We start from the raw sequence: 15,584 nt of genomic DNA, 5'->3' as shown, positions 1-15,584 counted from the left end.
TCGAGGCGTCGCTGACCCCGTGCTTGCGGCACAGATCGGCAACCGATACCCCGGCCTCATGTTCCTTCAAAATTCCGATGATCTGCTCTTCAGAGAAGCGGCTACGTTTCATGTCCTGGTCCTCTCGATGGGCCAGAACGAACTTCAAACCGGATTAGATAAGAGGGGCAAGGTCAAGCTCTATCGGGTTGAACGGCAGGCGCGGAACGAAATCCCCGATGACGGCGAGACGCGAGATGACTGCATTCGCCGCCTCCGTCAGCAACATAGTGTCCCCATCCTCCATGCTCTCAAGGCATGGCTCGACGACATCGCCCCAAAAGTCTTGCCGGACAGCAAGCTCGGCGACGCCGTCTCCTACACCCTGAACCAATGGGACACCGAGGACGGCAGCATGCCGATCGACAATAATCTTCTCGAGCGTGACATCAGAATCTTTGCCACTGGCCGGAAAAGTTGGCCGTTCAGCGATACCGTCGACGGAACCAGGGCAGCGCCGTGAGCGGTTACCGCTTACGATATGGACGGGGTCTTGTGCGACGGCAAAATGGACAATGGACGTCCAGTTGGACGTCCCAAGTGAAGGCTATGCGGTCGGCTTGAAGGGATCCAAGGTCCGACAGGCCGGCGGCAGGGCACAGACGCTGAGAAGGCGCGGATTCCGGCCGAGAGCTAATGTGATGGACAGTGATTGCAGCTTTCGCCTTAGCCGATGTCTTCTTCGGAAAAGTCGCTGCTGGTCTGCAGTATCGTCTCAGATAGCAACTTTGCTGCTCGGACCAAGGGCTCACGGAAGCTTTGAAGCTCTTCAAAGCTGACCCGGGCAACTGGAACGGACACACCAAGGCAAGCGATCAAAGTTCCCCCAGGGGCGAGAATTGGAACAGCGCATCCAACCACACCTTTGACGAACTCTTCGTTGGTCCGAGCCCATCCTTCCCTGCGAGCTGCTTCTAGAACAGCGAGAAGGGCATTAGGATCGGTTATCGTCCTGTCAGTATGCTGCTCCATCTGCAGAGACCGAACCAGCTTTTCACGCGCCTTAACAGGAAGCATGCTCATGTAAATTTTGCCAGTGGACGTACAATAGAGGGGCGCACTATGCCCCGGATCAAATTGTAGTCCTTGGGGGACCTTAACTCGTACGCTGTCAACATAGACCACAGCATTGTTTCGCGCGATTCCAATCTCGCATTGCTCGCCGATTTCTGCTGCGACATTCTGAAGAACTGCGTGGCGTCGCGCCGTTCGAAAGGCTGAGCCAATCGTCTTCCCAGCAAGCACGACTAGGTTGTTGCCGACAACGAATCGTTTTGTGCCCGCCGCGCGCTGGAGCAGTCCGCGAGACTCGAGGTTGCTGATCAATCTGTGGGCTGTTGGCAAGGGCAGGTCGAGATTCTTGGCAATGTCCGCCGCAGTAACTGCTTTGAGTTGAGTGGCCACAAAATCAAGGATTGCAAATGCTCGATCCAATGGACCATCCGCATTGACTTTTAAGCTCATTAATGCCTCGCGTTGACGTGAGGGTCCAAAATATGAGAATAGAATTCCCGAAATTTAATTATAGCAGCGATCCTCAAATTTGAGAATGTCTGACAGGAACTTGAAACGAATCCGCTATCGAGCCCCTTAATCCCGCCCGATCCGCAAATTTCGCACTCTACCAATCCCTCCTCCATTGACCTACGGGGGCGCGGACGGCGCAACCCTCGATGCTGTGTTTTACATGCTGGCTGCATGGCGGAACTAAATGCGGCTCGCCACAACGCGCTGCTACGCTCCTCACTGCGCGTCTAACCTGGGAGCTGATGCGCAGCCAGAGTGCGCCCTCCAGAGGGCCAGATTACCATCACTTATCATTTTTTGGAATAAAAAAGTCCGATAAAAGATATATTGGTGGACCGATAGCTCTTTTTACATATGATTTAGTCACTGCTGCTCGCAAGGAAAAGTTGTGCAGCGCAAAGAACAAGGTGAGTGCAGATAACTCGCATATTTGCCGGACGAGAAGGACGTGGCTCAGCCGCGAGCCGAAACGGAGAGATAGATGACGCAGTATTATGACGTTGACGCGGTGAGGAAACTGTTTCCTGTCGTCGAGAAAATGACCTACCTCGACTCCGGCTTCCAGACGCCGATGTCAACGCCCGTCAAGCACGCCTTTGAAGCTTTTATAAAGGAAAGTTACGAAACGGCTGGTCCGAAATCCGTGTGGATTGACCGCATGGAGGAAACTCGGGCCAAGCTCGCGGCTTTGCTGAACGCGGCCACCGAAGAAATCGCATTCACGAAAAACACGTCCGAAGCGATGAACATCGCCGCGAACGCTCTCCCGCTGAAGGCGGGCGACAATGTTCTGATGATCCATGGCGACCATCCCAACAACGCCTACGCATTCCTGAACCTGAAGAAGAAGGGCGTCGAGGTCCGCTTCATTCCCATGACGGAAATCGTCAACGCCGACAGCTTCCGCCCGCACCTCGACGCCAATACCAAAGCGATCTCGATATCGTTTGTGGCCTTCCATTCGGGCCATCGCTTTGATATCGAAAGCGTAGGTGCGCTCTGCAAGGAAAGGAACCTCTACTTCATCATCGATATCATGCAGGCGATCGGCGTCGTGCCAATCGATGCAAAGAAAGTCGGCGCCACCTTCATTGGCTCCGGTACGCACAAGGGGCTCCTCGTTCCCCAAGGCCTGGGCCTGCTCTATTGGGATCGCACCCGTACGGAATTGGAGCCTGCGTATCTGGCGGCTATCAGCCTTGAAAATCCGCCCGCGGACTTCATCGCCCGCCCTGACGACATGGCGCCGGCTCCCACGGCCGGCCGCTTCGAACTTGGCAACTTTAACCTGCCGGCAATTCAGGGGCTCGGCGCGGCTCTCGATCTGATCGACGAAATCGGCATCGAGAAGATTCAGGCCCATTGCTTCGATTTGGGCGACAGGCTCATAGCGGGACTTGATGCGCTCAATATCAAGCTTGTTGGCCCCCGCGACCGCGTAAACCGTGCTCCGCATATCTACGTCGCCGCGCTGCCCGCCGATGAATGGATCGACTACTTCGCCTCCAAGGATGTGCGGGTCTCGCCCGAGCGCGATGGCGTTCGCATCTCGCTTGCCATGTTCAACACCGCTTCCGATATCGATCGCGTCCTGGACGTCATAAAGGAACGCGGCAAAAAGGCCGGCCGCTCCTCCAAGGCCGCCTGATACCATACGGGCTCGCGCTTCAATCGTTGCGCGGCTCCGATAACGAGAAGACGTGAATCAGGAACACAGTCATGATCGTAAACCAGCCCTATGCCTAAACTGCATGTACTTCAGTTCGCAACAGCCTCATTGCGCTTTCGGTCGTCACCCCCCCCGTCCTGGCGACATGGATACTTTCTTCCGCCCCCGGCCTGCGAATTCCTCAAGCAGATCATCCACTGAACGACCACCGGCTTCCGCAAATCACGCGAGGTATCATCGTGAAGAACGCTCCAATCGAGCGCATTGAGAAAGACCCGCTTGGCCCCGTAAGCATCCCGGTCGATACCTACTACGGCCCTCAGACGGCGCGGGCCATCGCCAACTTCCCTATTTCGGGAATTAGAATCAGCCATTTTCCGAACTTCATCAAGGCGCTTGCCTACGTGAAAATGGCAGCGGCACGCGCCAACGCCGCGCTCGGCGATCTCGACAAACGTAAGGCCGATGTCATCTGCCAAGTCTGCGAGGAAATCGCGGCGGGCAGGCATCTTGGCGAATTCCCGCTCGATGTGTTTCAGGGCGGCGCCGGGACCTCGACCAACATGAACATCAACGAGGTCATCGCCAACCGCGGCCTTGAAATCATGGGACTGCCACGAGGAAAATACGACGCTTTGCATCCCAACAATGACGTGAACTTCGCTCAGTCAACAAATGACGTTTATCCGACGGCGATCCGCCTTGCGATCCTTCTTTCACGCGGGGCGTTGCAGCGAGCTTTGGAGCAGATCGCGGGCGAGTTTGAGGCCAAGGCCGAAAGCTTTTCTGACGTGATCAAGCTTGGTCGGACTCAGTTGCAGGACGCTGTTCCGATGACGTTGGGGCAGGAATTTCAGGCTTTTGCGACGACGCTGCGCGAAGATGTAGCCCGTCTCGGTGAGATTGCCGCCTTCTTCCATGAAATCAACCTCGGTGGCACGGCGATTGGCACGGGCATCAATACCAACCCCGACTATCAGGCGGCCGCTGTCGGGGAGTTGCGCGCGATTTCCGGCGTGCCCGTCGTCTCGGCCGGAAATCTGATCGAAGCCTGCTGGGATACCGGCGCCTTCGTGCTCTTCTCTGGAATGCTGAAGCGGACGGCCACGAAACTCTCGAAGATCTGCAACGATCTGCGACTGCTTTCCAGCGGCCCTCGAGGCGGCCTAAACGAAATTAATTTGCCAACGCTCCAGCCCGGCTCCTCTATTATGCCCGGGAAGGTCAATCCTGTAGTGCCTGAGGTGGTCAACCAGGTCGCCTTTCAGATCATCGGTTACGATCTCACGATCACTCTCGCCTCCGAAGCGGGGCAGCTGCAGTTGAACGTGATGGAGCCGGTCATCGCCTACAACATACTGCATTCGTTGGAGCTTCTAACCAATGCCGTCGACGTGCTGCGCACGAAATGCGTCGTAGGCATCACTGCAAATGCAGAGACTTGCCGCAAACATCTCGAAGCCAGCACTGCCGTCGCAACTGCACTGACGCCTTCGATCGGCTACGAGCGGGCAGCGGAGCTTGCGAAAGAGGTCTTGGCCTCCGGCAAAACCATCCGCGAAGTCCTGGCCGAGCAGCCAGACCTTTCGGAGGATCTAATCGCGCAAACCGCCGATCCGCACCTTTTGATCCGGCCAACGCGATCACGATTGGCATCGTAACAGCGGGCTGAAGATCGATCGACTGTTTGCGCGGCAGCGAAAGCAGCCGCCCAAATTACCAGTAGTTCAAGAAGGAGGCAAAATGAAAAGCAGAGCTGCGGTCGCCTGGGAGGCAAATAAACCCGTATCCATCGAAACCGTTGAAATAGGCGGCCCGAAGGCTGGCGAAGTGCTGGTAGAGGTCATGGCGACAGGCGTCTGCCACACCGATGCCTACACCCTTTCGGGTCTCGATTCCGAGGGCAAGTTTCCGGCTATCCTAGGCCATGAGGGTGCGGGCATCGTTCGTGAAGTGGGCCCCGGGGTCACGACCCTGAAGCCGGGCGACCACGTCGTTCCTCTCTACACTCCGGAATGCCGCCAATGCAAAACCTGCCTCTCGCAGCGTTCCAACCTCTGCACGTCAATCCGGGCGACGCAAGGACTTGGGCTTATGCCCGATAAAACGACACGCTTTTCCTGCGATAGCGGCGAGATCTTCCACTACATGGGATGCTCGACCTTCTCCAACTTCACCGTCCTGCCGGAAATCGCACTTGCCAAGGTTCGCGAAGACGCGCCTTTCGATAAGATCTGCTACATCGGCTGCGGCGTCACGACTGGCATCGGCGCCGTGATCTACACGGCGAAGGTTCGCCCCGGCTCGAACGTCGTTGTCTTCGGTCTCGGCGGGATTGGCCTCAACGTTGTTCAGGGCGCACGCATGGTCGGCGCTGACAAGATCATCGGCGTCGATATCAACCCTGGCAAGGCCGAAATGGCACGCAAGTTCGGCATGACCGACTTCATCAATCCCAAAGAAATCGGAAACGAAAAGGTTGTCCAGGCTATCCAGGACCTCACCGACGGCGGTGCGGATTACTCTTTCGACGCAACTGGCAACGTCAACGTGATGCGCCAGGCACTCGAATGCTGCCATCGCGGATGGGGAGAATCGATCATCATCGGCGTGGCGGAAGCCGGCAAGGAAATCTCCACCCGTCCGTTCCAACTTGTTACCGGCCGCGTCTGGAGAGGTACGGCCTTTGGCGGCGCCCGCGGGCGTACCGATGTACCGAAGATCGTCGACTGGTACATGGAAGGCAAGATTAACATCGATGACCTGATCACGCACAAGATGCCGCTTGATGAGATCAACACGGCCTTCGGTCTTATGCACGAAGGCAAGTCGATCCGTTCAGTGATCGTCTATTGATCGCTGACAACAATCCGCATGTCGCGGGAAAACCCAGGAGGAAACCATGAGCGTTCGACTTCTTCATCCTTTGATCCAGAACGGACTTCACAAGGGCGATAGCAATCATGCAGGCGGCATTCTTGCCTGCAAATGCACCGATCGACCTGTCAAGGTGAAAGTCTCGGCCGGGATCGCCCACAACCATGCCTGCGGCTGCACAAAGTGCTGGAAGCCAGATGGCGCGGCGTTCTCCGTCGTGGCCGTGGCCCCGAGCGAAAGCGTTTCGATCGTCGAAAACGGGGACAAGCTCGCTGTGGTCGACCCTTCTGCCCTTATCCAGCGTCACGCGTGCAAGGAATGCGGCACGCATATGTACGGTCCGGTAGAGCGGGACCATGCGTTCAAGGGGCTATCCTTCATCCACCCGGAGCTGTTTGATAACGGCAACTGGCCGGAGCCCGGCTTTGTCGCTTTCGTTTCTTCGGTGATTGAAGGCGGCGTCGATCCCTCGGAGATGGATGGCATCCGCGCAAAATTGAAGGATGTGGGGCTCGATCCTTATGATTGTCTTTCGCCGGCCTTGATGGACTACTTGGCGACTTGGACGGCAAAGAAAAACGGTGTCCTGCAGTGACATTTTGAGGCGGGCCGGATCACTCTGGCCCCCTCTAAGAGTCCGTTTGGGAATTGGTTCAATGGCTGATTCTGCGCATCAAGAGACTGCCCATGGCGGCGTAGATCATGGTTTCGGAGACGTCGATGCGTCGTTCGTAGTCGCGCACCAGGCGGCGCCAGCGTGTGAGCCAGCCGAAGGTTCGCTTTACCACCCAACGCCTGGGCAGCACCTTGAAGTCGGGCTCGGTGCCGATGCGGCGCTTCACTTCAACTACGAAGTCGAGGAGGGCGGCCTTGTCCAGCAATTGCCTGCGATCGTAGCCGCCGTCGGCGAAGAGATGCTTGAGCCATTGTCAGCGCTTGAGGATTGCCTTGAAGATCATTTGCGCGCCGGCGCTGTCGGAGATGTCAGCCGGCGTGAGATCGACCATCAGCAGCCGCCCATCGGTGTCGACCGCGATTTGGCGCTTGCGCCCGACCGTCGTTTTGGCCGCATCATAGCCGCGCTCCGCCCCCAGCGCCGATGGCTTAGCGGTATGGCTGTCGACAATACCGGCACTCGGGCTGGTTTCGCGCCCGGCGCGCTCGCGATCGTGCATCAGAGCGATGTTGTGGATCGTGCGAAACAGCATCAGCCGTACAAAGCGCCGGAACCACCAGTAGACCGTCTGCCAGGGCGGAAGGTCCTTCGGGAGCGTCCGACAACCGCCGCCCGCGCGCGTCATGTAGCGGATCGCATTGAGAACCTCGCGCAGGTCAACGCTCAGCCTGCGGCCCCGCCTGGCCGGCTTCGGCAGCAGCGGTGCAGTCCGCTCCCATTCCTCACTGGTGAGATCGGTCGGATAGCGCTTCGTCTTTCGCTCGATTCGGGCCCTCCGGCCTCGCTTCTCTTGTGTCCACAACATAGCCCATAATCACAATTCGATCGCGCAGGCAATCAACCGGACTCTTACGCGGCAGGGGAGCCACACATGACAAAATCATTTGATTTTGGAAATGAACCTCGCCAGGACGAGCTTTCAAGCTTGGTTGCAAAAGAGGTCCAGCGCGTTCTGGCTCAGCACCAGGAGGTTATGAAGGAAAGGAGTTCAATCTCATCGCAGGTGGGGACGGGCAATGTCCCTGCTGCCGATTTGCTTTCGGCTCGCGAACAAGCGATTCATGACGATTCGACAGCCCTGGCCTCCACATTTGTACACGGGCTTGCAGCCGAAGCAGCGCGACGTTTCGATGCCAGCGCTCGCGAGACGGCTCCGCTCGCGGCGCGAACCGAGGAAAGCCGTGGGGGCGCCGTCCTAGAAGCGCGACATCAGCAAAGCGAATGCGTGCGCATTGAAGACTGGGCGGGTCAGTCAGGGCCCACATATCTGGAACAACGCTTCGGCATACCGCGATCGACACTGCATTGGTGGCAACGGCACAACGACGTAGTCGCATTCCGGAAAGGCGCCCGCAAGCATGTGTTCCCCCTAGCTCAGTTCATCGACGGGAGGCCTGCGCCGGGGATACGACAAGTGCTCTCCTTGATCGCCAATCCCCGATCGGCGTGGCTTTGGCTGACCTCCCCTTCACCTCAGCTTGATGCCCGAATTCCCATAGAGATGCTCCGGCAAGATTTGGCTGCAGAAGTCATCTGTGCTGCACGAGACTTTTCCTCGACATGAAGCCCAACTGACGAAACCAATTGCAAATCAGTGCACCGGCGATCGGTTGGTCGTTGTTGAGGTTCGCACGCGCCACTACGCACTGGTTAATGTATTTTGCCATATTGTGCGAAATGTCCAGCTTGTGTTGTTTGTATAGTTTGCGCGATTTGTACAATATATATTCGATTTTCGTGACGTAATCGCAACTGTTGCCTTATATATCTCTGCTTTGCGCGCCGTATATCTTACATTATTCAATAGCGCGGATAGCGTCAAACTGCGAGGAAGCAGCGCAATGCGCATCTTCTTCGATCGTGGGGAATGGGGAGGGGATGCTGTCTTTCAGCAATGACACCCTGGCCCTTTTTTTAATCTTTTGACTGGAGATCAAAATAAACATCAAGAGCCTTCTTCTCGGCTCCGCTGCGGCACTGGTCGCAGTTTCCGGTGCGCACGCCGCCGACGCCGTCGTCGTTGCCGAGCCGGAACCCGCTGAATACGTCAAGATCTGCGACGTCTACGGCGCCGGCTACTTCTACATCCCCGGCACCGAAACCTGCCTGCGCATCGGCGGCTATGTCCGCTACGACATCGGCGTCGGCGGCATCGGCACATATACCGGTGCGGGCGCTGTCGACGTCGAGGACGGCGACGAGCAGGATACCTACTGGAAGCGTGCCCGCTTCTCGCTGAAGACCTGGACCGGTCAGGAAACCGAGCTTGGCACGTTGAAGACGTACACCCAGACCAACTTCAACTTCCGCAACACCCAAGGCGATACATCTCCGCTCCTCAACGAAGCCGGCAACACGGGCGTTACGCTGAACTTCGCCTGGATCCAACTCGGTGGACTGCGCGTCGGTAAGGACGAATCGGCCTTCGATACGTTCAACGGCTACGCCGGCACTCCTCAACGATACGCTGGTTCCCTACGGCGGCTCGACACCAACGTCGTTCAGTACTACTTCGACGCCGGCAACGGCTTCTCGGCCGTCGTTTCGCTCGAACAAGGTTACGGCGACTTCACGATCGACAGCTATGTTCCGCATGTCGTAGGCGGCGTGAAGTGGACGCAGGGCTGGGGCGCGATCACCGGCGTCATTGCCTACGACAGCAACTATGAAGAAGTGGCCGGCAAGGTTCGCCTCGACGTCACCCCGATGGAGAACCTGTCGCTGTTCATCATGGCCGGCTACGGCACCGACGACAACTACACGGATGGCGGCTTCGCAATCTCCGCCGGCGGCCGCGGCATGTACAAGCTGTGGAGCGGCAATTGGGCAGTCTGGGGCGGTGGCACCTACACCATCAACGAGAAGACCTCGTTCAACACCCAGATCTCGTATGACGAGGGCGAGAATCTCGGCGTCGTGGCGAACATCGCCTACGATATCGTCCCCGGCCTGACGATCACGGCCGAAGCCAGCTACTTCCATCTTGGTGATGAGACGGTCAGCAACTGGACCGGTGCCGATGACGACGACAACTTCGGCGGCCAGCTCCGCTTCCAGCGCTCGTTCTGACGGATCGAAGCAGTTAAACCATAGCGCTCGTCGCATACGATTGGGTGCGCTAGACCCGCCCGTCCAGGGTTGGCTCAGCGGGATGCCCAAAAGGGTTCATCGGCGGCTCCTTCCGAAGTGCTTAGGTCCGCACCTCCGGGATCGAAGCCTGCCGCCGATGCGAAGGGCGCCCTTGACCAGGGCGCCCTTCATTCTAGAGCATCGAGCATTCTGACTGAATCGAAGGGATTGCCGTCGTGTGCGACGACCTGCTGTCAGAAAATCTGGATTTGAATATCACGTCGGGGGATGTTGTTGTCTACAGAGCGGTACAGCGGCTTGGGACTTCCACTGTCATTCCTCGTTCTTGATTGCTGAAACGGAAGACGAAGGTGGTTGCCGGAGAACCGAATGAGTGCGATTGAAAAATGTTGACAGCCAATGGATTGTCCAGGTCGTCGAATATGGCAAAATAACTCGGCATTTATTCGACGCTCAAGCCGCTGCCGAGAGCTATGCCGAAGGCCAGAGAATTAGGCTCGGCCTGCCTGGAAGGTAGTTGACAAGCGTTGAACCTGGATCGGGAGGAGAACCCAGTGGAAGAGCGCCCTAAGAGGCTCCGCGAAACACCAGACTTCCTCATCAACGATGTTCTCGACATCGCCGAGCACTCCGATCGCGGGATTGTCACTACCCTAGTTGATACGCACGGAGTTCGCCTTCGTCTCCACCTCACAGTCGTGACCTCAGAATTGCTTTGCGAGCGAATTGCCAACGCGCTCGAGCGCCGGTACGGCGAATAGGACCTAAGAGTCCTCTCTGTTTTGAATTCAGGGATGAGCGTTTCTGCGGATGAGATTGCCGCCCATAGCGACAAGGATCATGGCGTGAGAGACGTCGATGCGCTTCTCGAGTCGCGCACGAGGCGGCGCCCATCTTGTCATCCAACCGAAGGTGCGCTCGACAACCCAGCGGCGGGGCAAGACTTCGAAACTCGTCGGATCTGCGGATGATCTCTATCACGAAGTCCAGATAGGCGGCCTTGTCCATGAGCTTCAGCCGATCGTAGGCGCCATCGGCGAACAGATGGTTCACCCAGGGCCAGCGCTTGCGGATACCATCCAAAATCGCCTGAGCGCCGGCGCTGTCGGAGATATCGGCCGGCGTCAGGTTGACCATCAACAGCCGCCCATCCGTATCGACCGCGATATGGCGCTTGCGTCCGACGATCTTTTTTCCGGCGTCGTAACCCCTTGTTTCCTTGTTTTCGCATGCGGAGCCTTGACCGACTGGCTTCTCTATTCGGCGGTTTGAAGTCAAGCGCCTTATAGCTCTTTTCCGCTTCGCCGGCATTGGAGGTCTTTCGCGGGGCCTTGCTTCTCTCCGGGATCGGCACTCTGGCCCTACCTTTTATAGGGTTTCAGAAGAATGAGGTGGAACAATCTGTCGAGCGCCTTGATTGCCTATGATGGGCAATCAAGGCAAGCCAGTCGGCGAACTCACCTCATCCTCGTCCCGCGAAGGACAGCTTTCCACCTGCCGGTGGACCTGTGTCGCCACTTTCTATCGGGGGCGATGATTGTCACATTTGATCCTGGTCCATTCCCTATCGATCTCCTTGTTCGGCCGATTGGGCGACCATCTCCTCGTCCCGATCTGATTCCGCGCTGCCCGCCGCGCGCAGTGATCGTCAAGGGCGGGGACCGAAGGGCCCATCGCGCAACGACTTGCCCTTGACGGGCACGAGCACGGCGGCATGCTCATGCTGGTCGTGACACGGTCAGCCGGCGGCCGGCATGATTTCCGTCCTGGTCCAGCGGAACTGTGTGCCGTCGCTCCAGATGCGATGCATGATCACCGCCAGCCGGCGGGCGAGCGCAACGATGGCTTTCTGCTAGCCGCGCCGCTTGGCGACGTTCATCGCCCAGGCCTTCAGCCAGGACCATTTAGTCACCCGCGTCAGCAGGGTCTGCGCGGACTCGTAGAGCAACGTTCGCATCATGCCGTCGCCGCATAACGAGATCCCGCCCACCCGGCGGCTTTCGCCCGATTCATGGAGCGCCGGCGTCAGGCCCAAAATCGGCCCGACCGCCTTGGAGTTGCGGAAGCGGGCGGGATATCGATCGTCGCGGTGTAGGCCAGCGACACGACGGGGCCGACACCGGGGATCGACATCAGCCGGCGGGAAACCTCATCATCCCGGACGATCGCCAGAAGCTTGCGGTGCAGGGCGGCAAAATTCTGGCGCAGCTTGCGGCGCGCGTCGAGCAGCGGTTCGACGATTTCAGCCAGATCGGGCATGCCTTCGGTGAGCTCGCGGATCCGCTCCTCGAACTCGACCGAACCGACCATGCCGACCTTGAGCCCAAAATTGCGCAACAGCCCGCGAATGTCATTTTCAATGGCAATCGCCTTTTCCTTTAAGAGCTTGCGCGCCGTCAGCAGCGCCCGACGCTTCTGGCTCGTCAGGGTCTTGACATGCACCGGGCGGAACAGATTGACCCGCATCATCTGCGCGATCCCGCGAGCATCATTGCGGTCGGTCTTGTTCGGCTGCGCCTTCAGGAATGCTTTGACGTGACGCGTCTCAATGCAAACCACTGGCAAGCCGGCTTTGGCACGACCCTCGAACAGCCATTGCGACAAAGGTCCGGCTTCAAGCCCGACGCGTTCCAACCGCCAGGCGGGATCCTTCAACACCCCCGCAATATCCTCGGGATGGCTCGGCACCTTCACCTCGCGGCACACCGTGCCTGTTTCGTCGACGATGCAAATTGCGGTCTCTTTCACCGAGACGTCCAATCCTACATAATGTTTCACGCTGCGCTTCTCCTTCCTGATGGCTTGTGGCTGTTCCAGGGAACCGACCACGTTTTATCATCAGCTCGAAGCGCAGCACCTTGATGGCATCTCCGCCAAAAGATGAGGCTCAAGCCGAATACCCCATCTGTCGATCACGCCCGCCGTCGGGCTCGCCTCGCGCCCGGCCCGCTCACGATCAAGCATCAGAGCCACGTCGTGGATGGTCTGGAACAGAAACCGCCGCGTCAGCTCTCGAAACCAGCCATAGACCGTCTGCCAGGGCCCGAAATGAAGCGGCAGCATCGGCCAGCCGCATCCCGAACGAACCAGGCAACGCACCGCATTGATCACCTCGCGAAAATCAACCTCGCGCAGAAGCCCACGCCGCCAGGCTTGGCATCAACGGCGCGAACTGCTCCCACTCCTCGTCGGTCAAATCAGACGGGTAGCGCTTGGTCTTGTTGGCGATCTCGGCCATCCGGCCACGGCTCTGCACTGTCCACGTCCAAAGCTTGAATCATAACCCAGCCTCAGACGGAACCCCCCAGCAAGCCGATTTTCAAACAGCCTAAAGATCGTGTCCATCTGGTGGTGTAGGTGGGTTTAATAGGCATCAGTGTTTCCGGTAGGGTCGAGCACTCGGCTATATTATCAAATTTCGGAATAAAAGTACCAATAAAGTAATAATAAATTGGACAGGTCTGCGCCTGCGTGCGACCATTCCTCTGCTTCAGATACCGAACGCCATCAGCGCGCCCGGCGTCCTTTGGGAGAGCAGTTTGGGGGGAAGACATGTCAAAACGAGAAGACAGTTCCTCTGGAAAGGCAGCGGTCATGGATCGTAATCCCTCCAATTTGCCTATCGACGACGCTCAAATGAGCGAGGAATGGAATTGGCATCCCAATTTGCCGATTCCGAACTCGCCGTTGTTCGAATGGCCCCTGCGGCCTAGCGCAATATTTAGGTGGCTGGCGAAGTCCTGGTTCGAACTGTCGATGACGACGGTCACCCTGGGCACCGCCATTCTCACCGCAAACTACCTGCAACCCGCTCTTGAGCGATGCGCCACTTTCGAGTTCGGATGGATCGCCCAGATCTATCTGCGCAACTTTGCGCTGATCACGATCATCGCCGGCGGACTGCACCTTTATCTTCACACCTACAAGCTGCAGGGCAAGAAGCGCAAATTCATCGCGCAGGAATTTGCCAAGAACAAGAGGATGTTCACGTTGAGCAACCAGGTCTGGGACAATATGTTCTGGTCGCTCGGGAGCGGTGTTACGACCTGGACGGCCTACGAGGTTCTGTATTTCTGGGCGCTCAGCAATGGCTACATCCCGCAGCTGAATTTTTCCCAAAACCCGATTTTGGGTTTGGCTCTTTTCCTGCTGACCCCGTTCTGGCTTTCATTCCACTTCTATTGGGCCCACCGATTTCTGCATTGGGGACCGCTCTATCAGCCTGTCCATTCGCTCCATCATCGCAATATCACGACCGGGCCGTGGTCGGGGTTCTCCATGCATCCCATAGAGCATGTCCTGTACCTGTCCTCGTGTCTCATTCACGTGGTGGTACCGTCCAACCCAATTCTGATGCTGTTCCACATGCATTTACAGGTATTGAATCCGCTCGCCTCGCATTCGGGCTTCGAAGAGCTTCTCGCTTACGACAAGAAGCAGATGGCGCTAGGAAGTTTTTACCATCAGCTCCATCATCGCTTTTTCGAATGCAATTACGGCTCTGAGAACGTTCCGTGGGACAAGTGGTTTGGTTCGTTCCATGACGGTAGAGCCGAGTCCACCGAGCAAATGCGCAAACGGCTCAGTGGTAAGTGAGCATTTAGATATGAGTATTTGGTCACGCGCGTTCGGCGGCGCTCGAAAAACCGCCCCCCTTCCCACCACACTCACCGTTCGCGTCGCTGCTGTACGTGAAGAGGCACTTAATGTACGCTCGTTCGTGCTCAGTCCGGCGAGTGGGTCGACGTTGCCACCCTTCGCTCCGGGTTCTCATGTCGAAGTTTACATGAAACCTGGTCTGTCGCGGACGTATTCCATATTCACCGATCCCCACGACGCTTCCAATTACCGAATTGCGGTGAAGCTCGAGAGCGCCTCTCGCGGTGGATCTCGATTCATGCATGAAGCGTTGTCGGCAGGCGACCAGCTGGAAATAGGCCAGCCGCGCAACAACTTCCCCCTGAACGAAGCGGCGTCGCATACCCTGCTTATAGCGGGAGGGATCGGAATCACACCGATCTTGTCGATGGCCGACCGCCTCGCACGGACAGGGAGAAGTTTTGAACTCCATTACTTTGCCCGGTCGTCCGAACAGGCGCCGTTTCGCCACGAACTGTCCAAAGCACCCTATTCCCGTCAGGTACATTTCCGTTTTGGGCTGGAGCCGGCCGCTATTAAGGACCGCTTCGTCCATATGCTCGCGGTCCCGCCCGCCGATGGCCATCTCTATCTATGCGGACCGGAGGGGTTTATGGATTTGGCCAAGGCGACAGCACAGGCGAGCTGGCAAGAGGCGGCTGTCCATATAGAGCGTTTCTCCGCCGATCCGGCGGCATCGGTCGGCCCACAATCGAGCTTCGAGGTTCGCTTGGCCCGCTCGGGGGGAAGCTTCTTTATACCCGCCGACTTGAGTATTCTCGAAGTGCTCGAGAAGCAGGGCGTCAAAATACCCTCTTCATGCCGTCAGGGTGTTTGCGGTTCGTGCGCGACCGGTGTTCTGCAGGGCGAACCCGATCATCGCGACGTGTTTCTCTCAGCTCGAGAAAAGGCGACCAATGACCAGATTTGCCCCTGCGTCTCACGGGCCAAGACAAGCTTTCTGGTTCTTGATGCCTAGCCGTGGCTATTTGTCAACAAACTCGCAAATCGGGTAGGGGGAAATTGCGAAATTGCCACAGCAGACGCGAAGGGCCTGTATGACCTCGG

Annotated in this window: 12 protein-coding genes and 5 pseudogenes; 8 read left to right on the top strand and 9 right to left on the bottom strand. The window is 57.6% G+C overall.

The features are described from left to right. The coding region (locus NKJ32_RS30170) for a transposase (protein ID WP_352829787.1) at positions 1-112 on the bottom strand (112 nt) is incomplete at its 3' end. Between the two features lie 63 nt (positions 113-175). Between NKJ32_RS30170 and NKJ32_RS30165 the strand changes: the two are divergent. Next, positions 176-496 (top strand): annotated as a pseudogene (locus NKJ32_RS30165) (IS66 family transposase); the annotation flags it as partial. Positions 497-705: 209 nt separating this feature from the next. On the opposite strand, the gene NKJ32_RS30160 reads toward NKJ32_RS30165, so the two are convergent. Then, a complete protein-coding gene (locus tag NKJ32_RS30160; RefSeq protein ID WP_352829782.1) occupies positions 706-1,503 on the bottom strand; it encodes an IclR family transcriptional regulator in 798 nt (265 codons plus the stop codon). Positions 1,504-2,047: 544 nt separating this feature from the next. On the opposite strand from NKJ32_RS30160, the gene NKJ32_RS30155 reads away from it, so the two are divergent. From NKJ32_RS30155 to gfa, 4 genes are all read left to right on the top strand, one after another. Further along, positions 2,048-3,214, top strand: a complete 1,167-nt coding sequence (locus NKJ32_RS30155) for an aminotransferase class V-fold PLP-dependent enzyme (protein ID WP_352829780.1) — start codon at positions 2,048-2,050, stop codon at positions 3,212-3,214. Between the two features lie 260 nt (positions 3,215-3,474). Then, a complete protein-coding gene (locus NKJ32_RS30150; protein ID WP_352829778.1) occupies positions 3,475-4,896 on the top strand; it encodes an aspartate ammonia-lyase in 1,422 nt (473 codons plus the stop codon). Between the two features lie 82 nt (positions 4,897-4,978). Further along, positions 4,979-6,091: an S-(hydroxymethyl)glutathione dehydrogenase/class III alcohol dehydrogenase gene (locus NKJ32_RS30145; protein ID WP_352829776.1), complete on the top strand. Its 1,113-nt coding sequence runs from the start codon at positions 4,979-4,981 to the stop codon at positions 6,089-6,091. 46 nt (positions 6,092-6,137) lie between these two features. Further along, a complete protein-coding gene (gfa, locus tag NKJ32_RS30140; RefSeq protein WP_352829775.1) occupies positions 6,138-6,707 on the top strand; it encodes an S-(hydroxymethyl)glutathione synthase in 570 nt (189 codons plus the stop codon). Positions 6,708-6,765: 58 nt separating this feature from the next. Here gfa and NKJ32_RS30135 read toward each other — a convergent pair. Further along, positions 6,766-7,590, bottom strand: a pseudogene (locus NKJ32_RS30135) (IS5 family transposase). Positions 7,591-7,659: 69 nt separating this feature from the next. Here NKJ32_RS30135 and NKJ32_RS30130 point away from each other — a divergent pair. Beyond that, positions 7,660-8,352, top strand: coding sequence for an antitoxin Xre/MbcA/ParS-like domain-containing protein (locus NKJ32_RS30130; protein ID WP_352829773.1), 693 nt, complete (start codon positions 7,660-7,662; stop codon positions 8,350-8,352). Between the two features lie 350 nt (positions 8,353-8,702). Here NKJ32_RS30130 and NKJ32_RS35595 read toward each other — a convergent pair whose 3' ends face one another. The 6 genes and pseudogenes from NKJ32_RS35595 to NKJ32_RS30105 all read right to left on the bottom strand — a co-directional run bounded on the left by NKJ32_RS35595 (position 8,703) and on the right by NKJ32_RS30105 (position 13,474). Next, positions 8,703-9,248, bottom strand: a complete 546-nt coding sequence (locus NKJ32_RS35595) for a hypothetical protein (protein ID WP_502902705.1) — start codon at positions 9,246-9,248, stop codon at positions 8,703-8,705. Between the two features lie 15 nt (positions 9,249-9,263). Then, a complete protein-coding gene (locus NKJ32_RS35590; protein ID WP_502902707.1) occupies positions 9,264-9,770 on the bottom strand; it encodes a hypothetical protein in 507 nt (168 codons plus the stop codon). Positions 9,771-10,666: 896 nt separating this feature from the next. Beyond that, positions 10,667-11,131, bottom strand: a pseudogene (locus tag NKJ32_RS30120) (IS5 family transposase); the annotation flags it as partial. 485 nt (positions 11,132-11,616) lie between these two features. Further along, positions 11,617-12,656: pseudogene (locus tag NKJ32_RS30115) on the bottom strand (IS110 family RNA-guided transposase). A 102-nt stretch (positions 12,657-12,758) separates the two neighbouring features. Beyond that, positions 12,759-13,116: pseudogene (locus tag NKJ32_RS30110) on the bottom strand (transposase); the annotation flags it as partial. 52 nt (positions 13,117-13,168) lie between these two features. Further along, positions 13,169-13,474, bottom strand: coding sequence for a hypothetical protein (locus NKJ32_RS30105; RefSeq protein ID WP_352829772.1), 306 nt, complete (start codon positions 13,472-13,474; stop codon positions 13,169-13,171). Between NKJ32_RS30105 and NKJ32_RS30100 the strand changes: the two genes are divergently transcribed. After that, positions 13,473-14,474, top strand: coding sequence for a sterol desaturase family protein (locus tag NKJ32_RS30100; RefSeq protein ID WP_352829770.1), 1,002 nt, complete (start codon positions 13,473-13,475; stop codon positions 14,472-14,474). The genes NKJ32_RS30105 and NKJ32_RS30100 overlap by 2 nt on opposite strands. Before the next feature lie 301 nt (positions 14,475-14,775). Further along, positions 14,776-15,495 (top strand): PDR/VanB family oxidoreductase, encoded by a 720-nt coding sequence (locus NKJ32_RS30095; protein ID WP_352829768.1) that lies wholly within the window; start codon positions 14,776-14,778, stop codon positions 15,493-15,495. Positions 15,496-15,584: the final 89 nt, after the last annotated feature.

This window comes from Mesorhizobium sp. M0159 (genome assembly GCF_040322295.1).
Taxonomy (GTDB): Bacteria; Pseudomonadota; Alphaproteobacteria; order Rhizobiales; family Rhizobiaceae; genus Mesorhizobium.
The sequence above is the reverse complement of the archived record's forward strand: the minus strand, read 5'-3'. Positions and strand labels throughout refer to the sequence as shown.

Bases quoted from the DNA above. Each gene is read 5' to 3' on its own strand.
- NKJ32_RS30160 (WP_352829782.1), bottom strand. From the start codon at position 1,503: ATGAGCTTAAAAGTCAATGCGGATGGTCCATTGGATCGAGCATTTGCA.
- NKJ32_RS30155 (WP_352829780.1), top strand. From the start codon at position 2,048: ATGACGCAGTATTATGACGTTGACGCGGTGAGGAAACTGTTTCCTGTC.
- NKJ32_RS30145 (WP_352829776.1), top strand. From the start codon at position 4,979: ATGAAAAGCAGAGCTGCGGTCGCCTGGGAGGCAAATAAACCCGTATCC.
- gfa (WP_352829775.1), top strand. From the start codon at position 6,138: ATGAGCGTTCGACTTCTTCATCCTTTGATCCAGAACGGACTTCACAAG.
- NKJ32_RS30130 (WP_352829773.1), top strand. From the start codon at position 7,660: ATGACAAAATCATTTGATTTTGGAAATGAACCTCGCCAGGACGAGCTT.
- NKJ32_RS35590 (WP_502902707.1), bottom strand. From the start codon at position 9,770: ATGGAAGTAGCTGGCTTCGGCCGTGATCGTCAGGCCGGGGACGATATC.
- NKJ32_RS30100 (WP_352829770.1), top strand. From the start codon at position 13,473: ATGGATCGTAATCCCTCCAATTTGCCTATCGACGACGCTCAAATGAGC.
- NKJ32_RS30105 (WP_352829772.1), bottom strand. From the start codon at position 13,474: ATGACCGCTGCCTTTCCAGAGGAACTGTCTTCTCGTTTTGACATGTCT.
- NKJ32_RS30095 (WP_352829768.1), top strand. From the start codon at position 14,776: ATGCATGAAGCGTTGTCGGCAGGCGACCAGCTGGAAATAGGCCAGCCG.